The 21,853-nt window shown below is 74.4% G+C and carries 20 protein-coding genes; 14 read left to right on the top strand and 6 right to left on the bottom strand.

Annotation, left to right across the window (positions count from 1 at the left end):
* Positions 1–14: 14 nt before the first annotated feature.
* The 9 genes from BLW85_RS19245 (at position 15) to BLW85_RS19205 (ending at position 9,408) form a co-directional block, all read left to right on the top strand.
* Positions 15–1,067 carry a sphingomyelin phosphodiesterase gene (locus BLW85_RS19245; RefSeq protein WP_074992697.1) on the top strand — a complete coding sequence of 351 codons (1,053 nt, stop codon included), beginning with the start codon at positions 15–17 and terminating at the stop codon, positions 1,065–1,067.
* An 86-nt stretch (positions 1,068–1,153) separates the two neighbouring features.
* The gene (locus BLW85_RS19240) at positions 1,154–2,098 is read left to right on the top strand and encodes an RNA polymerase sigma-70 factor (protein WP_070024286.1); all 945 of its coding nucleotides are present in this window, start codon (positions 1,154–1,156) and stop codon (positions 2,096–2,098) included.
* A 111-nt stretch (positions 2,099–2,209) separates the two neighbouring features.
* Positions 2,210–3,409, top strand: coding sequence for an NAD(P)/FAD-dependent oxidoreductase (locus BLW85_RS19235; RefSeq protein WP_074992696.1), 1,200 nt, complete (start codon positions 2,210–2,212; stop codon positions 3,407–3,409).
* 306 nt (positions 3,410–3,715) lie between these two features.
* Positions 3,716–4,465, top strand: a complete 750-nt coding sequence (locus tag BLW85_RS19230; RefSeq protein ID WP_074992695.1) for a hypothetical protein — start codon at positions 3,716–3,718, stop codon at positions 4,463–4,465.
* 224 nt (positions 4,466–4,689) lie between these two features.
* Positions 4,690–5,127: a TIGR03618 family F420-dependent PPOX class oxidoreductase gene (locus BLW85_RS19225; RefSeq protein WP_070024281.1), complete on the top strand. Its 438-nt coding sequence runs from the start codon at positions 4,690–4,692 to the stop codon at positions 5,125–5,127.
* Between the two features lie 137 nt (positions 5,128–5,264).
* Positions 5,265–5,627, top strand: coding sequence for an ArsR/SmtB family transcription factor (locus tag BLW85_RS19220; protein WP_070024279.1), 363 nt, complete (start codon positions 5,265–5,267; stop codon positions 5,625–5,627).
* Positions 5,620–8,283: a magnesium-translocating P-type ATPase gene (gene mgtA, locus BLW85_RS19215; protein WP_074992694.1), complete on the top strand. Its 2,664-nt coding sequence runs from the start codon at positions 5,620–5,622 to the stop codon at positions 8,281–8,283. Before BLW85_RS19220 ends, mgtA begins: the two co-directional genes overlap by 8 nt.
* Positions 8,284–8,336: 53 nt before the next feature.
* On the top strand, positions 8,337–9,017 hold the full coding sequence (locus BLW85_RS19210; protein WP_074992693.1) for a lysozyme family protein: 681 nt from the start codon (positions 8,337–8,339) through the stop codon (positions 9,015–9,017).
* Between the two features lie 124 nt (positions 9,018–9,141).
* Positions 9,142–9,408 (top strand): hypothetical protein, encoded by a 267-nt coding sequence (locus tag BLW85_RS19205; protein WP_244174884.1) that lies wholly within the window; start codon positions 9,142–9,144, stop codon positions 9,406–9,408.
* A gap of 143 nt (positions 9,409–9,551) precedes the next feature.
* On the opposite strand, the gene BLW85_RS19200 is transcribed toward BLW85_RS19205, so the two are convergent.
* On the bottom strand, positions 9,552–9,932 hold the full coding sequence (locus BLW85_RS19200; protein WP_070024269.1) for a MerR family transcriptional regulator: 381 nt from the start codon (positions 9,930–9,932) through the stop codon (positions 9,552–9,554).
* A gap of 64 nt (positions 9,933–9,996) precedes the next feature.
* On the opposite strand from BLW85_RS19200, the gene BLW85_RS19195 reads away from it, so the two are divergent.
* The 4 genes from BLW85_RS19195 (at position 9,997) to BLW85_RS19180 (ending at position 15,529) form a co-directional block, all read left to right on the top strand.
* Complete coding sequence (locus BLW85_RS19195; RefSeq protein ID WP_070024267.1) at positions 9,997–11,124, top strand: alkene reductase; 1,128 nt, start codon at positions 9,997–9,999, stop codon at positions 11,122–11,124.
* An 89-nt stretch (positions 11,125–11,213) separates the two neighbouring features.
* Positions 11,214–12,638 (top strand): hypothetical protein, encoded by a 1,425-nt coding sequence (locus BLW85_RS19190; RefSeq protein ID WP_074992691.1) that lies wholly within the window; start codon positions 11,214–11,216, stop codon positions 12,636–12,638.
* A gap of 189 nt (positions 12,639–12,827) precedes the next feature.
* The gene (locus BLW85_RS19185; protein ID WP_074992690.1) at positions 12,828–14,105 is read left to right on the top strand and encodes an AAA family ATPase; all 1,278 of its coding nucleotides are present in this window, start codon (positions 12,828–12,830) and stop codon (positions 14,103–14,105) included.
* 191 nt (positions 14,106–14,296) lie between these two features.
* A complete protein-coding gene (locus BLW85_RS19180) occupies positions 14,297–15,529 on the top strand; it encodes a DUF2201 family putative metallopeptidase (RefSeq protein ID WP_074996127.1) in 1,233 nt (410 codons plus the stop codon).
* 60 nt (positions 15,530–15,589) lie between these two features.
* Here the strand turns inward: BLW85_RS19180 and BLW85_RS19175 are convergent, their stop codons facing one another.
* The 3 genes from BLW85_RS19175 to BLW85_RS19165 form a co-directional block, all read right to left on the bottom strand.
* On the bottom strand, positions 15,590–17,068 hold the full coding sequence (locus tag BLW85_RS19175; protein WP_074992689.1) for a DEAD/DEAH box helicase: 1,479 nt from the start codon (positions 17,066–17,068) through the stop codon (positions 15,590–15,592).
* Between the two features lie 213 nt (positions 17,069–17,281).
* Positions 17,282–17,485: a cold-shock protein gene (locus tag BLW85_RS19170; RefSeq protein ID WP_007383480.1), complete on the bottom strand. Its 204-nt coding sequence runs from the start codon at positions 17,483–17,485 to the stop codon at positions 17,282–17,284.
* A gap of 725 nt (positions 17,486–18,210) precedes the next feature.
* Entirely contained in the window at positions 18,211–18,555 is a 345-nt protein-coding gene (locus BLW85_RS19165; RefSeq protein ID WP_074992688.1) for a helix-turn-helix domain-containing protein, read from the bottom strand.
* Between the two features lie 643 nt (positions 18,556–19,198).
* Between BLW85_RS19165 and BLW85_RS19160 the strand changes: the two genes are divergently transcribed.
* The gene (locus BLW85_RS19160) at positions 19,199–19,573 is read left to right on the top strand and encodes a hypothetical protein (RefSeq protein ID WP_070024257.1); all 375 of its coding nucleotides are present in this window, start codon (positions 19,199–19,201) and stop codon (positions 19,571–19,573) included.
* Between the two features lie 185 nt (positions 19,574–19,758).
* On the opposite strand, the gene BLW85_RS19155 is transcribed toward BLW85_RS19160, so the two are convergent.
* Both BLW85_RS19155 and BLW85_RS19150 read right to left on the bottom strand, forming a co-directional pair.
* The gene (locus tag BLW85_RS19155) at positions 19,759–20,106 is read right to left on the bottom strand and encodes a CBS domain-containing protein (protein ID WP_403421782.1); all 348 of its coding nucleotides are present in this window, start codon (positions 20,104–20,106) and stop codon (positions 19,759–19,761) included.
* A 67-nt stretch (positions 20,107–20,173) separates the two neighbouring features.
* On the bottom strand, positions 20,174–21,664 hold the full coding sequence (locus BLW85_RS19150; protein WP_208624863.1) for a DEAD/DEAH box helicase: 1,491 nt from the start codon (positions 21,662–21,664) through the stop codon (positions 20,174–20,176).
* Positions 21,665–21,853 lie beyond the last annotated feature (189 nt).

Below are 21,853 nucleotides of genomic sequence, written 5' to 3'. Positions count from 1 at the left end.
CTCCAGGAGAGCGCATGGACTCGCGTCGTACCGCCACCGCCCTGACCGCCACGGCGGCGGCGATGCTGCTCGGCCTCGCCGGCCACCCGGCATCCGCCGCGACCGCGGCCCCGGCCGCCGGTGCGGTCACCGGCACCAGCCTGTCGGTGTTCGCCTGGAACGTCGACCTCGGCACCGCGATCGTCGACAGCACCCAGAACGAGAAGGCGGCCCAGCGCACTCCCGTCATCGAGTCGGTCGTCCGCGCGCACGGCGCGGACGTGGTCGTCCTCGACGAGGACTTCAACAACACCTCGACGGCCGACATCGTCGCCGAGCTGTCCGACCTGTACCCGTACCACACCCCGGTGGTCGGTCAGACCTGCTCCGGCGGCGGCTGGAACGGCATCAGCGGAGACTGCTCCGACTCGCCGTTCGTCATCAACGGCGGCACGATGATCCTGTCCAAGTACCCGATCACCGCCCAGTACGCGCACGTCTTCGCCAACTCGGCCTACGGCACCTGGGACTACCACGCCAACAAGGGCGCGGCGCTGGTGCGGATCGACAAGGGCGGGACGGAGAGCTGGGTGATCGGCACCCACCTCCAGGCCGACGAGTCCGGCACCTCCACCGACACCACCCAGGCCACCCGGCTCGCCCAGCTCGGCGAGATCCGCTCCTGGGCGGACGGCATCGCCGGGACGGACGCGCCGGTGCTGATCGGCGGCGACCTGAACGTGGAGTACTACGGCGGCCGGTCGCGCGGCGACTACGACCATGCCCAGACCGCGGTGAACGGCGTGCTCGGCACCCCGGCCACCGACCCGGCCCAGACCCTGCGCACCATGGACTGCCCGGTCTCCGCCTGGTGCCAGTACATGTCCGGCGTCGAGTCCTTCCCGAAGGACTACCGCGACGACCTGGACTACATCGGCTACCTCAACGCCCCCGGCCGCCCGGTCCCGTCGGCCGTCTCCCCGGTCAGGACGGACTTCGACCCCCAGTCCGGCTGGAGTGCCGGCCAGACCGACACCAACGCCCCCAGCGACCACTACCCGGTCGAGACGACGTTCCGGATCGGCTGAACCCGCGCCGGGCGGGGCCCGGCGGACCCGGTGGCCCGCAACGCCGCCATGGGCCACCGGGGTTGGCGAAGGCTAGGATCCCGGTCATGGCCCTGACGGCGAGCGAAGTGGACCGGTTCGAGGCGTCCAGGCACCGGCTGGAGGCCCTCGCCTATCGCCTGCTCGGCTCGGCGAGCGAGGCCGAGGACGTCGTGCAGGAGACGTTCCTGCGCTGGCAGGGCGCCGACACCGGGCGCATCGAGGTCCCCGAGGCCTGGCTGACCAAGGTGCTCACCAATCTGTGCCTCAACCAGCTGACGTCGGCCCGCGCCCGCCGCGAGACCTACGTCGGCGCGTGGCTGCCCGAGCCGCTGCTCGCCGGGGACCCGATGCTGGGCCCCGCCGACACCGCGGAGCAGCGCGAGTCGGTGTCGTACGCCGTGCTCACCCTGCTGGAGCGGCTCACCCCCAACGAGCGCGCGGTGTACGTGCTGCGCGAGGCCTTCGACTACCCGCACCGGGAGATCGCGGAGATCCTCGACCTCACCGAGTCCGCCAGCCAGCAGATCTTCCACCGCGCCAAGAAGCACGTCGCGGACGGCCGGGCCCGCGCCGAGATCGACGAGGCGGCCGCCCGGCGGATCGTGGACGAGTTCCTCGCCGCCGCCACCAGCGGCCGTACCGAACCGCTGGTGCGGCTGCTCACCGAGGACGTCTTCGCGATCGGCGACGGCGGCGGCAAGGTCCCGGCCCGCGCACGGGCGTTCGAGGGAGCCCGTGCGGTCGCGACGTTCATGCGGGGCCTGTTCAAGCCGGGCAAGGCCAAGCGCAACCTGGTCGGCGGCTCCCCCGACGTCCATGTGGTGGCCGCCAACGGCATGCCCGCGATCGTGGTGGTGCTCGACGGCCGGGTCATCGGCGTCACCTGCCTGGAGATCACCGAGCAGGGCATCACCGCCTTCCGCAGCCAGGTCAACCCGGACAAGCTGGTCCGCGCGACCCGGCGGTGGGCGGCCGGCGAGCACGGCGAACCCGTGCTCAGCCTCTTCTGATCCTCATGTGACCGGCATCACAGCGCACTCCTGTCAGGAAACGGCGGGCCGCCCGGTTCAAGGGGCGAACCGCGCACGACGCGGCGCACGCACGAGCGACAGGAGCAGGCAATGCAGCACCGCATCATCGTCCTCGGGGCCGGATACACCGGAGCCATCGCCGCCGGCCGCATCGCCCGCCGGCTGCGCCGCGAGGACGTCGCCATCACCCTCGTCAACGCCGAACCCGACTTCGTCGAGCGCGTCCGGCTGCACCAGCTCGCCGCCGGGCAGGACCTCAGGCCCCGGCCGCTGGACGCGATGTTCGCGGGCACCGGCGTGGCGCTGAAGCTCGCGAAGGTCACCGGGGTGGACGTCGACCGCAAGTTGGTGACCGTCGCCGACGCGCGGGGCGCGCGGGAGGAACTGCCGTACGACAGCCTCGTGTACGCCCTCGGCAGCACCGGGCACGACCAGGGCGTCCCCGGAGTCGCCGAGCACGCCTACGACGTCGCCGGCCGCCCCGGGGCGCTGCGGCTGCGCGAACGGGTGGCCCGCCTCGACGCCGGGGCGCCCGTGGTCGTGGTCGGCGCCGGGCTCACCGGGCTGGAGGCCGCGACCGAACTCGCCGAGGCCCGCCCGGACCTGGCCGTCGCCCTCGTCGCGCGCGGCGCCCTCGGGGACTGGCTCTCGCCCAAGGGCCGCCGCCATGTGCGCGAGGTCTGCGACCGGCTCGGCATCACCGTGCGCGAACACACCACCGTCACCGCCGTCACGCCCGACCGCGTCACCACCGCCGACGGCACCGGCATCGCCTCCCTGGCCACCGTCTGGACCACCGGGTTCGCCGTCCACCCGATCGCGCGGGCCACCACCCTGGAGACCGGCGACAACGGGCAGATCGTGGTCGACGCCTCCATGCGCTCGGTCTCGCACCCGGACGTGTACGCCGTCGGGGACGCGGCCCTCGCCATGGGCCCCGGCGACAAGCCGCTGCGGATGTCGTGCGCCTCGGGCGTGCCCGGCGCCTGGCAGGCCGCCGACGCCCTCGTGGCCCGGCTGACCGGGACGAAGGTGCCCACCACCGCGGTGCGCTACTACCAGCAGTGCGTCTCCCTCGGCCGGAAGGACGGCCTGATCCAGTTCGTCACCGCCGACGACCGCGCCGTCGACCGGGCCCTGACCGGACGCGTGGCCGCCCGCTACAAGGAGGCGATCTGCAAGGGCGCCACCTGGGGCGTCGCCCACCCGCTGCTGCTGCCGGCCCGCGTCCGCCCGGTCGCGCCGGCGGCGCGGCGGACGGCGGACCCGAAGGTGGACACGGCCGCCTGAGCGGCCGCCGGGGGTCCCAGCTGGGCTTCGGGGCGTCCTCGTGTACGCACCGGCGGAGCGCGACGGCGACCCGTGTCCGGCGGCTCCTGGGCGCGGCGGTGTCCGGGGGCGGCGGTGTCCGGGGGCGCGGCGGTGTCCGGCAATTCTCACGACACGTGAGGATCGGGCCGTGTTCACCCCGTCTTCGGTCGGCTTCACACCGGGCGCGTTCTCGCACTACGTTGGGGACGAACGACCGGGTGCCGCCATGGGTCGTGCCGTGTCGGCGGCCGCGTTCGCTCCGTCCCGAGCGCGCAAGGAGCCCGCATGCCGCACTCGACCTCGCCCCCCGACGCCGTGCCCGCCCGCGAGACACCGGGAGTTCCGCGCCTGCTGACCGCCGCCGTGCGGCTCGCCGGCGCCCTGCCCGCGACGCGCTCCACCCTCGGCGTCGTCCGCGGCCGGCACCAGTCCGACCGTCAGCGGGCCGGTTCCCTGCGCGCCCGGCTGGCCGAACGAGGCGTGGCCACGACGGAGTTGAGCCCGCTGCCGGAACCCGGCGAGCGCGGTGGCTCATACGGCCTGCCGGTGCGCGCGGTGGGGCTGCTGCTGCACACGCCGGGCGTGCGCCCGGAGCAGGCGATGCGGGCCGCCGCGTTATGGCGGCTGCCGCTGCTGACCGAACGCCCCGAAGGTGCGGCGGGCGGCGAGCCGGGCGGGCTCGGCGGCCGGCGGAGCGCCGTCATCGGCATCCACCTCGCCGACCGGGGCTATGAACTCGCCCTGCACCGCGTGGGGTTGGTGTCCCTGCGCCCCGACCCCGGGCCCGCCCGTCTGATCCTCGACAACGAGAAGATCACCGTGCCGGGCGGCCGTCCCCTGTGCGTCACGGTCACCGGATCGGGGCTGCTGGAGGTGCGCGGCGACTCCTTCGGCACGCGCCGGGTACGGCGGCTGCGCTTCGAACGGGCTTTGGGCGCCCATCGGTTGGACCTGGACGGCATCCCCGTGCGCGAGGTGCGCGCCCCGCTGCGGATGGCGGCCGAACCGGGCCGGCTGCACCTGCTGTACCCCTGACCATCGGCCGTTCGACGCCGGACTCCGTGTACAGCCGGAAGCCGCCCTTGCTGCGGGCGCCGGCGAGCTCAAGGGCCACTGAGCCCGGTCGGGCGTGTGGCGGAAACGTGTCGAAAACCCGCACGGTTCCTGGTCGTTGGTGACTTTCGGTGCTCGGCGCCCCGGTGGCCGGCGGGCGCGTGAAAGAGTGGGCCGACCGTTGATGATCAAGGAAAGGTGCGGGCATGGCGGCGCGGTTGACCGAGCAGGTGCGGGGGCGGCTGGAGGCGCCGAACTTCTGGTTCGTGGCCACGGTGACGCCGGACGGCGCGCCGCACGTGACGCCGATGTGGGTGGGGCTGGAGGACGGGCTGATCGTCTTCAACACCTCGGTGGGCCGGATCAAGGAGGAGAACCTCCGCAACGACCCGCGCGTCCACCTCTCCCACATCGACGCCGACAGCCCCTACGACCGGGTGCAGATCTCCGGCCGCGTGGTGCGCCTCGTGACGGGCGAGGAGGCCGAGCGCGGCATGGACCGGCTGGCCCGCAAGTACCTGGGCCTGGACGGCTACCCCTGGCTGATCGAGGGCGAGCAGCGGGTGCACGTCCTGGTCGAGCCGGAGCGCGTGCGCCACATCGTCGGCGTCGAGCCGTTCCGGCCGGGGGTCATCCCCGCCTGACCCGCCTGACCCGCCTGACCGCCTGACCGGTCGGGCCCCGGCGCACGGCACGGGCCCGCCCGCCGTCGGCCCCGGCACCTACACTGTCCGGGCGCACGTGTGTCGGCTTCGAGTGCGGGACGGGAGGGCGGCGGGTCGTGGGGGAGAACGGCGGTGGGTTCGAGGATCCGCCCGCCGAGGTGCTGGCGGCCGCCGCCGGTGCCTTCGGGTTGCTCGCCTCGTCCGTCCGGCTCCATCTGATGTGGGCGCTGTCGCAGGGGGAGAGCGACGTCACGCACCTCGCCGACCGGGTGGGCGGCGCCCTGCCCGCCGTCAGCCAGCACCTGGCGAAGCTGAAACTCGCCGGGCTGGTGCGCTCGCGCCGGGAGGGCCGGCGACAGGTCTACTACATCGACGACCCGGACGTCGTGACGCTGGTGAGAGTGATGATCGGGCAGCTGACGGCACGTTCCCGCCAGGGCGCCGCGCCGATCCGGCTTCTGCACGGGACCAGTGGCTGAGACCACCGCGGCCTTCGACCGGGACGCCGGGCCGCCCGCCGCGGTGGCCGTTTCGGCAGCGGATGCCGCCCCCGGCGAGCCGGGCGCGGCCGCGCCGACCCTGCTGGAGGTCCTGCGGCGGCTGGACACCGGCCCGCGCGGGCTGACGGAGGCCGAGGCCGAGGCACGCCTGGCCCGGTTCGGCGCGAACACCCTGCCGGCCCGGCGCGCGGCCGGCCGGTCCCGGCTCTTCGTGCGCAGCCTGCGCGATCCCTTCACGGCGGTGCTGCTCTGCCTCGGCCTGGTCTCCGCCGCCGTCCTCGCCTGGGGCACCGCCTCGGTGATCCTCTTCCTCGTCGTGGTCAGCTGCGTGCTGCGCACGGCCGGCGAGTACCGGGCCGACCGGTCCACGGCCGCGCTGCGCGAACTGGTCGCCACCACGGCGACCGTGCTGCGGCGCGCCGACGAGGAGGCGGTGCCCATCGCCCGCGAGATCCCCCTGGAGGACCTCGTGGCCGGTGACGTGATCCGCCTCGGCCCGGGCGACCTCGTCCCCGCGGACGTACGGCTGCTGCGTGCGAGCGGACTGACCGTGCACCAGTCCGCGCTCACCGGCGAGACCGCCCCCGTCGCCAAGCACGCCGATGCGCCGGCGCCGGGCAGCGGGCCGTTCGAGCAGCCGCAGTGGTGCTTCCAGGGCAGTGGCATCGCCTCCGGCAGCGCCACCGCCGTGGTCACCGCGACCGGCGCGCGGACCCGGTTCGGCGCCGCGCACGGCCGGGCGCCGGGCCGCCCGGAGCCGAGCGCCTTCGACCGGTCCGTGCACGGCGTCTCCTGGATCCTGATCCGGTTCATGCTGCTCACGCCCCCGCTGGTGCTGATGGCCAACGCGGCGCTGCGCGACCGGGGCCTGGAGACACTGCCGTTCGCGGTCGCGGTGGCGGTCGGGCTGACCCCGGAGATGCTGCCGGTCCTCGTCACCACCTGCCTGGCCCGCGGCGCCGCGCTGCTGGCCCGCACCCGGGGCGTGATCGTCAGACGGCTCCCCGCCCTGTACGACATCGGCGCCGCCGACGTGCTGTGCCTGGACAAGACCGGCACGCTCACCCAGGACCGGCCCGTGGCCGACCGCGGCCTCGGCCCGGACGGCCAGGACGACCCCGAGGTCCTGCGCTGGGCCGCCCTCAACTCCTGGTGGACCCTGCAACTCGCCGACCTGCCCGAGCCCGACGCCCTGGACGAGGCGCTCCTCGCCGCGGTCGACGAGGACGACCTCCTCGCCCACGACGGCGTCGCCGCGCTCCCCTTCACCCCGGCCCGCCGCCTGGCCACCGCGGTCCTTCGCACGCCGGGCCGGCTCGGCACGCACACACTGGTCGTCAAGGGGGACGCCGAGGCCGTCCTCGCGCGCTGCGCCCTCGACGACGAGGAACGCGGCCGGCTGCGCGACCTCGCCGCCCGGCAGGCCGAGGACGGGGCGCGCGTCCTGGCCGTGGCCACCGCCGAACGCCCGGCCCGCGCCCGCGGCTACACGGAGGCCGACGAACGCGGCCTCGCCTTCTGCGGCCTGGTCACCCTGCGGGACGCGCTCGCGCCCACCGCCGCCGAGGCGCTGACGGTCCTCACCGGTCAGGGCGTCACGGTCAAGGTGCTCACCGGGGACCACCCCGGCACGGCGGTCCGGGCCTGCCGCGACCTCGGCGTCCCGGTGTCCGACGACGCCGTCCTGACCGCCGGTGCCATCGACGCCCGCACGGACGCCGAGCTGACCGAACTCGTCGCCCACGCCACGGTGTTCGCCCGCTGCACCCCGGAGCACAAGGCCCGCGTGGTCCACGCGCTGCACCGCGCCGGGCACACCGTCGGTTTCCTCGGCGACGGCGTCAACGACCTGCCCGCGCTGCGCGCCGCCGACGTCGGCATCGCCCCGCAGGGCTGTGCCGACGCGGTCCGGGAGCGCGCCGACGTGGTGCTCGCCGAGAAGGACCTCACCGCGATCGCCCACGCCATCGACGCGGGCCGGCACGCGGGCGGCAACATCGCCGCCTATCTGCGGATCACGCTCTCCTCCAACCTCGGCAATGTGATCGCGATGCTCTGCGCCGGCCTGCTGCTGCCCTTCCTGCCGATGCTCCCCGCCCAGGTCCTCGCCCAGAACCTGTGCTTCGACGCCGCCCAGCTCACCTTCGCCCACGACCGTCCGCACCGTCTGGCACCGCGCCGGCCCACCACCCTGCCCCCCCGCGAACTGCTGCGCTTCATCACGGGGTTCGGGGTGCTCAACGCCGTGGCCGACGTCGCCACCTTCGCCGTGCTCGCCCTCGCCCTGCACGGCCTCGGCCGGAAAATGGCCGAACCGGTCTTCCACGCGGGCTGGTTCACCGAGAACCTGCTCACCCAGGCCCTGGTGATGGTGCTGCTGCGGACCGGCCGCCGGGCCGCGCGGGGCCGCGGGCCCGGCCCCGTCGGCCGGGCCGCGCTCGCCCTGGCCGTCATCGGCCTGGCGCTGCCGCCCTCACCGCTCGGCCCGCTGATCGGCCTCGCCCCCCTGCCCGCCGTCTACTACCCGCTGCTCGGCGTCGTCCTCGCCCTGTACACCGCGGCCCTGCTGGTCGCCAGGGCGCGCCACGAGCCACCGGGCGCCCCGGACGGCGGCAGCGCCTCACGCCCGTCTTAGCTCCCCCGCGGTACAAGGGCGTCGGCTGACGACAGACGCGGGAGGCCGGGGTCATGGCGGAATCGACGGCACCGAGGCGCGGCCGATGGCTGCTCCTGGTGGTCCTCGCGCTGGTGCTGTACGGCATCGTCCGGGCCACGGGCACCCCGTCCACGCCCGAGGCGCCGTCCCGCCCGAAGGCCGGCCCGTCCGCTTCCCGGGCGGCGCCGCGCACCTCGAGCCCGCCGCCCGCACCGGCGTCCGCCGGGTACGACCCCGCCGACTACGCCGCCCAGGTCCGGACCCGGGCCCGCGAGGCGGGCGTCAGCGCCCGGCTGGTGATGGCCATCCTCTACAACGAGTCGTACAAACCGCACGACCCGACCTTCGAGCGGGCCTGGCAGAAGTACAAGCCGGACGCCGCCTTCGGCATCGCCGACATGCACCGTGCCACCTTCGACGAGGTCAAGCGGGGCCGCCCCTTCGCCGGCCGCCGCTGGGAGGAACTGCCCGACGACCGCGACCTGGCGATCGAGGCCGAGGCCTGGTACCTGCGCGACCTGGCGGACCGGCTGCCCGCGCACTGGACGGGCCCCTACACGAAGGACGAGCTGCTGGCGCTCGGCTACAACACGGGCGCGGGCAACATGCTCGCGTTCGCCCGCGGCGCCACACCTGGCGGTCAGGCCCGCTCGTACCTGGACCGGCTGCACGGGAACTGGGCCGAGGCCGGGCGGGCCGTCGGCGCGCGCTGACACCCCCACACCGTCCCCTGCACCCCCGTGACTTGCGAAATTGCGCAATAATCGCAGCCGTCCGGGGTGCGTTCCGTGGCCCGGGGGAGGAAGGGCGTCCATGTCGCGCGGTGACATTCGGCGGGTGCGTGAGGCGAATCTGCGGCTGGGGGCCGCCCTGGCCGAGGTGGAGGGCCTCTACGCGGCACTGCTGAGAGCGGGCGCCTCGGCCCGACGCCGGGAGTTGCAGGCCGAACTGGCGCGCGCCGCCGCCCGTCTCGCCTCGGTGGCGAGCGCGTCGGCACCGGCTCCGTCCCTCGGTGTGCCACGCTCGCGACGGGCGCGGCGCAGGGTGCTGGCGCAGCGTGGTGCCGCCTGGATCATGGCGCGCTACGGTCGGGGCGGTCGCTGAGCGCGGCGTGGCCGAGGGGTCTGTACGGCCCAGGCCCGTGATTGCCGGATTGCGTCATCAGGCAACTGACATTCCTGTGCCGACCGGACCACCGGTGATCCCACCCATGCCCACATGCGGGCCTGGAGCAGCCGGAGCCTCCCTCAGGCGCCCTGCCGGGACAGCGGACCGGTCGACGCGGCCGCTATCGCTTCGTCCAGGACCTCCCGCGAGCGGACCAGGTCGGCGATCAAGCGGTCGATACGGTCGCGCTCCTCGGTCAGCTCGTCCACCAGCCGCGCCGTGGCGAACTCGTTCGGCCCGCCGTCCGCGTCCCGCATACAGGGCAGCAGCCGCGCGATCTTCTTGCTGTGCAGACCGGCCGCGTACAGCGCCTGGATGCGCACGACACGGTCGACGGCCCACTCCCCGAACTCCCGCTGCCCGCCGGGACTCCGCTCGGAGACCAGCAGCCCCTGACTCTCGTAGTACCGCAGGGAACGCTCGCTCACCCCGCTGCGCCGGGCCAGCTCACCGATCCTCATCCCTCACCTCGCATGCCGAAGCGGGCTTGAACCTGACACCGGTGTCAACTTCTACCGTACGGCCATGACGAACGCACCCGCCGATTCCGGCCTCTTCGAGCCTGCCCGCCTGGGCCCCCTGCACCTGTCCAACCGCCTGGTGATGGCCCCCCTGACCCGCAACCGCGCCGCGGCGGACGGGGTCCCCGGACCGCTCATGGCCACCTACTACGCACAGCGCGCGTCCGCCGGGCTGATCATCGCCGAGGCCACCACGCCGAACGCCGTGGGCCGGACGTACCCCAACATCCCCGCCATCCACGACGCGGCCCACGTGGCCGGCTGGCGCCGGGTCACCGACGCGGTACGGGCCGAGGGCGGCCGGATGTTCCTGCAGCTCCAGCACGGCGGCCGGGTCGGCCACCCCGACAACAGCGGGCTGACGCCGATTGCCCCCTCGCCCGTCCCGCTCCCCGAGACGATCCACACCCCCACCGGCCGCCAAGAGGCCGTCGTACCGCGCGAGATGACGCTCGCCGACATCGAGACCACCGTCGCCGACTTCGCCGCGGCCGCCCGCAACGCGATCGAGGCGGGCTTCGAGGGCGTCGAAGTGCACGCGGCCAACGGCCACTTGCTGCACCAGTTCCTGGCGGCGAACACCAACCACCGCACCGACGCGTACGGCGGCCCGGTCTCCGGCCGGATCCGCTTCGTGGTCGAGGTGGTGCGCGCCGTCGCCGCCGCGATCGGCCCCGAACGCGTGGGGCTGCGCATCTCCCCCGGGAACACCGTCAACGGCATCGAGGAAGGGGCCACCGGGGACATCTACCCGGCACTCGTCGAGGCCCTGGCGGACACCGGACTCGCCTATCTGCACCTCGTGTTCGCCGACCCGGACCAGCCCCTCTTCCACGAACTGCGCGGGGCCTGGCCGGGCACGCTGATCGCCAACCCGGCGCTGGGCTGGGGCGAACCGCTTCCGCACGACGGCGGCCGGAGCGCGGGCGAGCGGCTCCTCGCCGCGGGCGCCGACCTGATCGCCCTCGGCCGCGCCTTCCTCGCCAACCCCGACCTCGTCGAACGACTGCGCATCGGCGCACCGCTCAACCAGGTGCGGGACGAGTACGCGATGTACACGGGCGGAGCGACCGGCTACACCGACTACCCCACCCTGGCCGCCGCCGGCTCCCCGGTCGCACAAATGAACTGACAGCACGGCCCGGTGGTGCCTATCATGCCCGCGATGAAGAACTTCTCCTCGCTCGGATTGGGGGACTCGTTCGCGCAAGGTGAGTGCTGATGGCCCACCACGTCGCGAACGACCTTCCGCCCCACCTGTCGATGTGGCAGCGCGTACGCGAGTACGCCGTGCCACCGTCCATGATCGAGACCGCGACCGCCCGCCGCGCGGTCGGTGACTGGGCGGGGGCCTGCGCCGCCGCCCGGATCGACGTCGACCTCGATCTGCGCGCCGTGCGCGACCGCCACGGCACCGGCCTCGTCACCCGCCTCCGCGCGGATCTGCGTCGGCTGGCACCCGACCTGCTCCGCTGGCACATGCCCCGGATCGCCCCCGACGGACGCCTGCGGCCCGGCCTCACCCTCTCCCTCGCCCGGTACGGCGATCCGGGCACCCCCGTGCACCTCGTGGTGCGGACACCACCGGCCTGGGCGGACGCCGGACAGCGCATGTCCCTGTCCCTGTGGACGGGCCCGGGGGACGGCGCTCCCCGCCACCATCCGCACCCGCACCCCGACCGCCGTTTCCGCCTCGACCTGCACCGGCACCTCTGGGACGCCACCCGCAGCGGCGAACTGGCGCGGCGCAGCGGCTGGACCGGCACCCCCGCGGTGTCGTCCGCCGACCCGCCGTGGGCCAAGGACCGCTGGGCCGCCGAGGCGGAGCTGCTGCTGCGCGCCGAGGGCCGGTCCCGAGGGGCCTTCACCGTACGACTGGCCGCGCGCAGCCGCCTCGTACTCGAACTCGTCGCTCCGGACGACGCCCACGTCCCGGTGCTCCGGCAGCCGCGTGCCGCCCCGCCGCCGCAGGAGGCCGCCGCGCTCCCGGTGCTGCCGGAGGCGGCGGCCCGGCTCCTGCCGGACCTGGAACTGCTGCGGGCCGGGCTGATCGCGCCCGAGCGGCTGCACCCGCTCGTCGCCGCGGCCCTGCCGGTGCCCGGGCCGGCACCGGCGGCCGCACCCGCGTCCGAGCCCGGCGATCCGCACCGGGTGGAGTGCCGGGGCGAGGTCCACCGGCTCGCGCTGCGCGACGGCGTGCTCACGGCCGTCGACCACGACCCGGACCAACTGCGCCGCGAGGAACTGCTGGTGGCGCTCGGTGGCCCGCCGCTGCCCTGTCTGCGGGCCATCGACGCGGTGCACCGCAACCCGGAGGCGCTGCCCGCGGTCCGGGAGCGGCTCGGCCACGGTGACGTCACCGGAGCGCTGGCCGTGGTCGAGGGCCTGCTCGGCCCCGGCGCGGTGCTGCGCGACGGACCGCTCCGGGCGGAACTGGAGTCGGCGGCCGCCCGCCGTGTCGACCACGGCCTGTTCCGCTCGGGGCTGGTCGCCGAGCACCCCGGGGCCCGCGCGGCCGGGGGCGGGGGCGTCGCGGACCCCTACCAGGGCCACCGCCCCCGGCTCGACCGCCGTAGCCGCCGTACGCCTCCCGCGCTGCTCGGCAAGCGGAACAGCCGCTCCCGCCCCCGCACCGGCCAGCCCTGAGCCCGACCGGCGCCCCGCCGGAACCCGGCCCCTCGCCGCGCCCGCCGACCGGCGGACCCGCCGGCATCCGTTGTCCGCGCCACCGGCACCTGTTTCCCGCCCCGCCGGCGCCCGTGTGCCGCGCCGCGCGCCCCAAGACGTCCGCGACGGCTCCTCGCCCGTCCCCTCCTCCCACCCCAGGTGATGCCCATGACCCCCAGCGCCCTCCTGCCCGCCCCGCCCGCCACCGGCTCCGCCACCGATGCCCAACTCGCCGTGGCCGACGACCTGTTGTCCCTGCTGCGGACGACCACCACCGAGCCGCGCCCCGACGAGCAGCTCGAAGCGCTCACGCTCGCCGTCGCCGCCGACCTGCCCGTGCTGCTCTGGGGCGAGCCGGGCATCGGCAAGACCGCGGCCCTCACCCAGCTCGCCACCTCCCTCGACCTGCCGCTGACCACCGTGATCGCGAGCGTCCACGAGCCGTCCGACTTCTCCGGGCTGCCCATCCTGGGCGAGGACCCGGCCGTCCAGGGGGTGCCGATGGCGCCACCGCAGTGGGCCGTGGAACTGGTCCGCGCGGGCCGTGGGTTGCTCTTCCTCGACGAACTCTCCACCGCCACCCCCGCCGTCCAGGCCGCGCTGCTCCGGGTCGTCCTGGAACGGCGGGTCGGCGCGCTCCAACTGCCGCCGGGCGTACGGATCGTCGCCGCCGCCAACCCGCGCGCGTCGGCCGCGGACGGGTGGGAGCTGAGCCCGCCGCTGGCCAACCGGTTCGTGCATCTGCACTGGGTGCACGACCGGGAGGTGGTGGTGCGCGGACTCGGCGGGGTCTGGCCCCGGGCGGAGCTGCCCCGGCTGGTGCCGGAGCGGCTGGCGGAGGCGGTGGCGTTCGCCCGGCGGGTGGTGTGCGGGTTCCTGGAGGCCAGGCCGACGCTGATCCACCGGCTGCCGAGCACCGAGGCCCGGCGCGGCGGCGCCTGGCCCTCGCCCCGCAGCTGGGAGGCCGCGCTGACGCTGCTGGCCTTCGGCACGGCCGCCGGTGTCTCCCGGGACGTGCTGGCGCTGCTGGTGCGGGGCGCGGTGGGGGACGGGCCGGGGCTCGAACTCCTCGCCCACATGGACCGGATGGACCTGCCGGACCCGGAGTCGCTGCTGGCCGACCCGCCCACCGCGGAGCTGCCGGTGCGGGGCGATCTGCGGCAGGCGGCGCTGGAGGCGGTGGTCGCAGCCGTCGGTGCGCGGCCCCGGCGGGAGAGGTGGGAGGCGGGCTGGGCGGTGCTGGTCCGCGCCCTGGAGACCGGCGCCCCGGACCTGGTGGTGGCCCCGGCGACGGCACTGGCCGCGCTGCGACGCGATGACTGGGAGGTGCCGGACACCGTGGAACGGCTGGCCGGAGTGATCGACCTCGTCCGGCGGGCGGACCGCTCGGTGGCCCGGGCCAAGACCCCGGCCACCGCCGGGCACCCGACGGGAACGGCCCGATGAACGGCCCCGCGAGTCCCCGGCGCCCGGCGCCGGGCCCCACGGACCAGGCGTCGCCACGCCCGCTGCCCGCACCTGCCAGGCCCCCGCTGCCGCGCCCGGTGCCCCGCCCGATGTCCCGGCCCGCTCCGCCCCGCCCGGTGCGGGCCGCCGCACCGGAGCCGCCGGGCGGCTCGGCCGCGCCGCCCCTGGACATGGAGAAGCTGCTGGCCGCCCGGCTCCACGCGGTCAAGGTCCGCCCCTACCTGGCCGACGCGCTGTTCGCGCTGCACGTCGTGGAGGACCGGTCGGTGCCGACGATGGCGGTGGACCGGTACTGGCGCTGCTACGTGTCACCCGCGTTCGTGGCGCGCACCCCGGTCGAGGACCTGGCGGGCGTGTGGGTGCACGAGGTCTCCCACCTGCTGCGGGACCACCACGGACGCGGCGAGCGCCACGCACGGGCACACGAGGAGCGGGGGCCGGGCGCCGGTGACCGCGCGGCCGAGGACCGGAGCAGGCTGCGCCGCAACATCGCGGCCGACTTCGAGATCAACGACGACATCTACGGCGACGGGCTGCCCCGGCCCGCCGGTGCGGTGCTGCCGTCGCTGCTGCGGCTGCCCCCCGGGCTGCTGATGGAGGAGTACCTGCGGACGGCGTCGATGACCGGGCTCACCGCGGAGCTGGCCTGGCTGGACTGCGGCAGCGGCGCCGACGGGCAGCACCGGCCCTGGGAACTGGGGCCCGAGGGAGCCCACGGACTGACCAGGCAGCAGCGGGACGCCGTCCGCTTCCGGGTCGCGGAGGGCATCAAGGGCCGGCCGGGCGACGCGCCGGAGGGCTGGCGCCGGTGGGCGGATGAGGCGTTCCATCCCCCGCAGCCGTGGCGGCAGCTGCTGGGCGCCGCGGTCCGCTCCGCGGCGGGGGCGCCGGGGGTGGGCGAGAACCACAGCTACCGGCGCCCGTCCCGGCGCTCGGCCGCTGTCCCCGGGGTACTGCTGCCGAGCCTGCGCCGCACGCCGCCCCGGGTCTGCGTGGTGATCGACACCTCCGGCTCGGTCAGCGACGCGGAACTGGGCGGCGCGCTGCTGGAGGTGGCGGCGATCTCGCGGGCGGTCGGCGGGCGGCGGGACCTGGTCTCGGTGGTCTCCTGCGACGCGGCCGCCGGCATCGCCGTCCCCCTCTGCCGCGCCGAGAGCATGACGCTGATCGGCGGCGGCGGAACGGACCTGCGCTCCGGCTTCGCCCAGGCCCTGCGCTCCCGTCCCCGCCCGGACGTCATCGTCGCCTTGACCGACGGCCAGACCCCCTGGCCCTCCGCCCAGCCGCCCTGCCGCACGGTCGTCGGCCTCTTCCCGCGTCCGGCCCGCGCCGTCCACGAGGAAGACCCCGACTACACCCCGGCCGGCCCGCCGCCGTGGGCGCGGGTGGTCACCATCGGCTGACGGGACCCGGCACGGCGGCACCGGCCAGGAGCGGACGGCGCCGGGCGAGGACCGTTTGCGTCAGTTGCTCCGCGGGGCGGAACGACGGGTCCGCGCGCCGGACCGCCCGCTCCCGCCACGGCCGGCGCCGGAGCCGCGCCGCCTGCGCCCGCCGGACCCCCCGCGCCCACCGCGCTCGGCGCCCTCGGCGACCGGTACGGCGATGACGACGGGCACCCCGGACGGGGTCCGGGCGCCGGTGATGCGCTGCAACTCGGCGTCGCCCGGGCGCACCATGGCGGTCCGCGGAGCGATGTCGGCGTCGGCCATCAGCCGGTCCATCGCGCGCCGCTGGTGCGGCAGCACCAGGGTGACGACGGTGCCGGACTCCCCGGCTCGCGCGGTACGGCCGCCCCGGTGCAGATAGTCCTTGTGGTCGCCCGGCGGGTCGACGTTCACCACGAGGTCGAGCCCCTCCACATGGATGCCACGCGCGGCGACATTGGTGGCCACCAGCGCCGTGACCTGCCCGTCCTTGAACTGGGCGAGGGTCCGGTTGCGCTGCGGCTGGGACTTTCCGCCGTGCAGGGCCCCGGCCCGCACCCCGACGGACAGCAGGTGCTTGACCAGCCCGTCCACCGCGTGCTTGGTGTCCAGGAACATGATCACCCGCCCGTCGCGGGCGGCGATCTCGGTGGCGGCGGTGTGCTTGTCGGCGTCCCGCACGTGCAGCAGGTGGTGCTCCATCGTGGTGACCGCCCCGGCGGACGGGTCGACCGAGTGCACGACCGGGTCGTCGAGGTAGCGGCGGACCAGCTGGTCGATGTTGCGGTCCAGGGTGGCCGAGAACAGCAACCGCTGCCCGTCGGCGGGCACTTGGTCGAGCAGCTCGGTGACCTGCGGCATGAAGCCCATGTCGGCCATCTGGTCGGCCTCGTCCAGGACGGTGACGGCGACCTCGTCCAGCCGGCAGGCATCGCGCTCGATCAGGTCCTTGAGCCGGCCGGGTGTCGCGACGACGACCTCCGCGCCGCCGCGCAGCACACCCGCCTGCCGGCCGATGGACACGCCGCCCACCACGGTGGCGAGCCGCAGGCGCAGGGCCTGGGCGTAGGGGGTGAGGGCGTCGGTGACCTGCTGGGCCAGTTCCCGGGTGGGGACGAGGACCAGGGCCAGCGGCTGCCGGGGCTGGGCCCGCTGTCCGTCGAGCCGGGCCAGCACGGGCAGGCCGAAGGCGAGCGTCTTGCCCGAGCCGGTACGGCCCCGGCCCAGGACGTCCCGGCCCGCCAGCGCGTTCGGCAGGGTGGCCGCCTGGATCGGGAAGGGCGTGGTCAGGCCCTGCTGGACGAGGGCCGCGGTCAGCCGGGCGGGCATCTCCAGTTCGGCGAACGTCTCGACCGCGGGGAGCGGCTCGGTGAGGGTGACCGGCAGGGCGAATTCCTGCCGGCGCGGGGCCGGGGACGTGCCCTGGCGGCCCGGCTTGCGGGAGCGGAAGCGGCCACCGCGGTCGGCGCCCGCCGAACGTGTGGGCCTGCCGCCGGTATGACGGGTGCGGTTCATGGAGGAACCCTCCTCGATGCGGCGTATCGAGGAATTCCGTCAGCGGAGGTGACCGCGCGAGATTCGCAAGAATGTGCCGAAGAAAAGTATGGAGAGGCGGCCCGTTCGGGAAACGGGCACAGCAATGGGCTGGGGCCCGCACCCCGAGGGCGCGGGCCCCAGCCGCATGATGCGCGAACCAGCGGCTCGCTAAGACTGGCGTCAGGCGTCAGTTCAGGCGGGAACGATGTTCTCGGCCTGCGGGCCCTTCTGGCCCTGCGTGACGTCGAAGGTAACCTTCTGGCCTTCCTGAAGCTCACGGAAGCCGCTGGTGGCGATGTTCGAGTAGTGGGCGAACACGTCGGCGCCGCCGCCGTCCTGCTCGATGAAGCCGAAGCCCTTTTCCGCGTTGAACCACTTCACGGTGCCAGATGCCATATTGAATCTCCCTTGAGGGGCAGTGCCGGACTCCGCACTTTACGGAGCCGAGTCGCCGCGATGATCACCCCTCCGGAAAGATCCGGAAAGTTTTGCAAAGAAAAAATCTCTGGCAACCAAAACTGCAACTGCTATCACGCTAACACAGGTCGGTTCGCCGCGCCCGGACGTTTTTCCGGGTGTCGCGAAAGTATCCCTCGTCACGGACCGTAATTCTGTACCGGCGAGACCAGATAATCGCGGTGCCCTCGCCCGGTGCCCGGTGCACTACCCGGTCCGGCGGGAGCGTGCCGTCCGGTTGGTCCTGGAGGATGACGATGCGGCACGCGGTCGCGACCGGGGGCTCTGGCCGGTCGGTGCACGGCGCGGGCGGCGATGTGCGGCGGGCTGCGCGCATACCGGCGGTGGACGCCGACCGGGCCACGGCGGGGTGATCGGCCTCACGCCACTGGATCAGAAAACATGCACTGGTCGCGACAGGTTTCCACACCGGTCGGCGAGACCGATGTCTCACCCCGGGGCGGCCGCATGAGAGGTGTCTCTCGTCCCGGACCGCGAGGTCCCGGGCGGAGCCGGCCCGCGCGCCGAGATGAGGGCGGGTCGGGGATCACGGGGGACGCGGCGGACCGTACGGGCGTCGGCGATCACCCGGCCCGGGCGGCCCCTGGCCGCGCACGACTCCGCCGGCCGGCGCGTGGCCACCCGGGGGCCTGCCGCGCGCGGGTTCAGCCGGAGCCGGGGCCGCCCGCCGACTGGCCGGCGGCACGGCGGTACTCGGCGTTGATGCGCTGCGCTTCCTCGAGCTGGTCCTCGAGGATGACGATGCGGCACGCGGCCTCGATCGGGGTCCCCTTGTCGACGAGCTCGCGGGCGCGCGCGGCGATCCGCAGTTGGTAGCGGGAGTACCGGCGATGCCCTCCCTCCGAGCGGAGGGGAGTGATCAGACGGGCCTCACCGATGGCTCGGAGGAACGCCGGGGTGGTCCCGAGCATCTCGGCTGCCCGGCCCATGGTGTACGCGGGGTAGTCGTCGTCGTCCAGACGATCATTCAGAGAGTTGTCCGATGTCATGTCACCTCGCTGTGCAACGCGTCGAGGGGCCCTGGCACCGAACGGCACCAGGGCCCCGAAGGAAATTGAACACCATCTGTCGGCGCCTACTGCCGTGCCGACCTTCTGTTTCCGCTACCCGGCCCGGCAGGGCGGAGCGGGGGATCGCAGCTGCGTGACCGGGGACCACCATCCATTCCGGGGTCTTGCGGTACCCGGGCCGAGTGCCTCTCGGACCGGGCGATCCTGATGGCGTCTGCTCCTCCATTCCTCTCTGAACCGCACCGGCCACCGAATGAGCCGGTGCCGCTGATGGCGGCTCCTCGTCGGACGAGCCGCCCAGTGCGGCTCCCGGTCCCGTCAGCGTGCCGGAACACCGGGCTTCGAGGCTGGGAGCCGCACTGACCTGCGTACTTCTCGTTCAGGCTTCCGCCAGTTCGTGTCTGGCGGATCTCGTTCGACCGTGTCTACGAGAAGAAGCGTACCCACGATGAGAATGAAAAGCTACTCCCACAAGAGTAGATTTCACTCTTCTGATGGAGAAGGAACGCTGGCCTGGGAGGGGGCGGGTCCTCACCGGTTGCCGGGAGCCGCCCGCCGGGGCGCGGCCGCCTCGGCTCCCGCCGGAGGTCGGGGTGCGGCGGGCCGCATAAGCTCTGCTGTCATGTCGAACCCTGATGAGCTGCTTGTCGCCCTCTCGGCCGCGGTGGAGGCCGAGCGAAGCAATCAGATGGTCCTGACGGTGGTTCTCGGCGGCACCGTCATCACCGGCCGGCTGGCTCCCGAGGCCGTGTGGAGGGAGCGGGTGGCGGAGGTCCTGAAGGACTCGGACCGTCTCGGCCCGTTCGCGGACGTCTTCGCCGGCGGTACGCGGGAGGACCGGCCCGGTCGCGGCGAGGCCCCCACGCATCTGCACTTTCATCTCGCCCGGATCGTGCAGGGCAGCATCGGAATCCCGGAGACGGGAGGCATGTACCGGGTCGCGATCAAGGACGTCAGCGCCTGGAGCGTGGGGGACCTGGTCCACTTCGACCGGTGAGACGTCGTCCGCGCCCCTCTCCCGGCCGCGGTTCGTGAACGGGCGGTGACATGGCGGTGGGGGCCCTGCCGACGCGCGTCGGCAGGGCCCCCACCGGGTTCCCGTGGCGGTCCCCCGCCTGTCCTGTTGTCCTCCCGGCCCGCGTCAGGGCGCCGGGGCGGCGGCGGTGGCCGCCGGTCGTGGTCTCAGCCGTGACCGATCGGGGCCCGGCGCCCTTCACCGAGGCGCCCCGCGCCGCCGGGGAAACCGCCGGGCGAGGGCGGCGATCCGGCGAGGACGTCCCGCAGGCGGATCCGGTCGGAGTAGGCGGCACTGGCGCGCAGGACGGCGAGCCGGACCCGGGTGATCGAGCCCGTGCTCTCGTCGTCCCCGTCGCACACGGTCAGGTACTCGACCCCGGCACCCGCCATGACGGCCAGGGCCACCTCGACGGTCATGTCGTCGCATACCCGGGGCCCGTGCCCCGCGCCGTCGTCGGCCATGGAGGCGGGGGCGTGGTCGGGCCTGCGGTACTGCGTCCGTGCCTGCGTCAAGGGTGGCTCCTTCGCTGAGGGTTGGTCGGCCCGACGGCCTGTGCGGTCCCGGTCCGAACGAGAGGACCTAAGCGGCCGAGTCGTTACCGGGCCGCCGCTGCGCCCCACGTCGCACCCCCGCGCCGGCGGTGCGGCCCCGGACGGTGCGGCCCCGGTGGCCGCGGGACGGCGAAGAGGCGCGCCGGGGACGTTCCGGGGCGGGCGCGGTGATGACCACCGGCACGCCGGAGGGCGCCTGGGCTCCGGTGATGCGGCTCAGTTCCGCCTCGCCCGAGCGGACCGGGGTGACGTGCGGGGTGATGCCGGCCGAAGCCATCAGCCGGGTCATGCCGCGGCGCTGGCCGGGCGTCACGAGGGTGACGACGCTGCCGGACTCCCCGGCGCGGGCCGTGCGGCCGCCGCGGTGCAGGTAGTCCTTGTGGTCGCTGGGCGGATCCACGTTGACGACCAGGTCGAGGCTGTCGACGTGGATGCCGCGGGCCGCGACGTTGGTGGCCACCAGGACGGTGACGTGGCCGGCCTTGAACTGCGCCAGGGTCCGGGTGCGCTGCGGCTGGGACCGGCCGCCGTGCAGGGCCGCGGCGCGGACACCGCTCTTCAGCAGGTGCGCGGTGAGCCGGTCCACGGCGTGCTTGGTGTCCAGGAACATGATCACCCTCCCGTCCCGGGCCGCGATCTCCGTGGTCGTGCGGTGCTTGTCCGCGTCGTGCACGTGCAGCACGTGGTGCTCCATCGTGTCGACGGCACCGGCCGACGGGTCGACGGAGTGCACCACCGGGTCGGTCAGATAGCGGCGGACGAGCAGGTCGACATTGCGGTCCAGGGTGGCCGAGAACAACATCCGCTGGCCTCCGGCACGGACCTGGTCGAGCAGGGCGGTGACCTGAGGCATGAAGCCCATGTCGGTCATCTGGTCCGCCTCGTCGAGAACCGTGATGCCGACGTCGGTGAGCCGGCAGTCGCCCCGGTCGATGAGGTCCTTGAGCCGGCCGGGTGTCGCGACGACCACCTCCGCGCCGGCGCGGAGCGCACCGGCCTGCCGGGTGACGGACATCCCGCCGACGACGGTGGCGAGCCGCAGGCTCACGGCGCGGGCGTAGGGCGCGAGCGCGTCGGTGACCTGCTGGGCCAGCTCACGCGTGGGGACGAGGACGAGGGCCAGCGGCCGGCGCGGCTCGGCGCGTCGGCCCGCCGTACGGGCCATCACCGCGAGGCCGAAGGCGAGGGTCTTGCCCGATCCGGTGCGGCCGCGGCCGAGTACGTCACGGCCGGCCAGGGAGTTCGGCAGGGTCGCCGCCTGGATCGGGAACGGCACGCTCACGCCTTCATGGCCGAGCGCGGCCAGCAACGGTGCCGGCAGGGCGAGATCGGCGAACGACTCGACGGCGGGCAGCGCGGGCGTGACCGTCTTCGGCAGGGCGAACTCGCCCCCCGCCTGCTGTCGCTTTCCGTAACCGCCGGAGCGGCGCGGAACACCGGAGCGGCTTGCGGTACCACTTCCCCCGAAGCGTTCGGACGGGCGATCGGCGCGTGTGCGGGTGGTACGTGTGCGGTTCATGCGGAACCTTCCTCGATGCGGGCGCGTATCAAGGAATTTCCGCAGCATGACGAGCGGCGCAGAGAATCGCGAGAACGGGCCGGAAATGACAGGGAACAATCACCCTGGAATGAAGCTGGAATGAAGCAGGCTGGGGCCCGCACCCCAAGGTGCGGGCCCCAGCCGTCAGGTGTGCGTCAGTGCCGGTGC

This window comes from Streptomyces misionensis, assembly GCF_900104815.1.
GTDB classification, from domain to species: domain Bacteria; phylum Actinomycetota; class Actinomycetes; order Streptomycetales; family Streptomycetaceae; genus Streptomyces; species Streptomyces misionensis.
This window is presented reverse-complemented; position numbering and strand designations above follow the sequence as displayed.

Bases quoted from the DNA above. Each gene is read 5' to 3' on its own strand.
- BLW85_RS19150 (WP_208624863.1), bottom strand. From the start codon at position 21,664: ATGAACCGCACACGTACCACCCGCACACGCGCCGATCGCCCGTCCGAA.
- BLW85_RS19240 (WP_070024286.1), top strand. From the start codon at position 1,154: ATGGCCCTGACGGCGAGCGAAGTGGACCGGTTCGAGGCGTCCAGGCAC.
- BLW85_RS19225 (WP_070024281.1), top strand. From the start codon at position 4,690: ATGGCGGCGCGGTTGACCGAGCAGGTGCGGGGGCGGCTGGAGGCGCCG.
- BLW85_RS19190 (WP_074992691.1), top strand. From the start codon at position 11,214: ATGGCCCACCACGTCGCGAACGACCTTCCGCCCCACCTGTCGATGTGG.
- BLW85_RS19160 (WP_070024257.1), top strand. From the start codon at position 19,199: ATGTCGAACCCTGATGAGCTGCTTGTCGCCCTCTCGGCCGCGGTGGAG.
- BLW85_RS19245 (WP_074992697.1), top strand. From the start codon at position 15: ATGGACTCGCGTCGTACCGCCACCGCCCTGACCGCCACGGCGGCGGCG.
- BLW85_RS19235 (WP_074992696.1), top strand. From the start codon at position 2,210: ATGCAGCACCGCATCATCGTCCTCGGGGCCGGATACACCGGAGCCATC.
- BLW85_RS19170 (WP_007383480.1), bottom strand. From the start codon at position 17,485: ATGGCATCTGGCACCGTGAAGTGGTTCAACGCGGAAAAGGGCTTCGGC.
- BLW85_RS19200 (WP_070024269.1), bottom strand. From the start codon at position 9,932: ATGAGGATCGGTGAGCTGGCCCGGCGCAGCGGGGTGAGCGAGCGTTCC.
- BLW85_RS19185 (WP_074992690.1), top strand. From the start codon at position 12,828: ATGACCCCCAGCGCCCTCCTGCCCGCCCCGCCCGCCACCGGCTCCGCC.
- BLW85_RS19175 (WP_074992689.1), bottom strand. From the start codon at position 17,068: ATGAACCGCACCCGTCATACCGGCGGCAGGCCCACACGTTCGGCGGGC.
- BLW85_RS19165 (WP_074992688.1), bottom strand. From the start codon at position 18,555: ATGACATCGGACAACTCTCTGAATGATCGTCTGGACGACGACGACTAC.
- BLW85_RS19180 (WP_074996127.1), top strand. From the start codon at position 14,297: ATGGAGAAGCTGCTGGCCGCCCGGCTCCACGCGGTCAAGGTCCGCCCC.
- BLW85_RS19210 (WP_074992693.1), top strand. From the start codon at position 8,337: ATGGCGGAATCGACGGCACCGAGGCGCGGCCGATGGCTGCTCCTGGTG.
- BLW85_RS19195 (WP_070024267.1), top strand. From the start codon at position 9,997: ATGACGAACGCACCCGCCGATTCCGGCCTCTTCGAGCCTGCCCGCCTG.
- BLW85_RS19230 (WP_074992695.1), top strand. From the start codon at position 3,716: ATGCCGCACTCGACCTCGCCCCCCGACGCCGTGCCCGCCCGCGAGACA.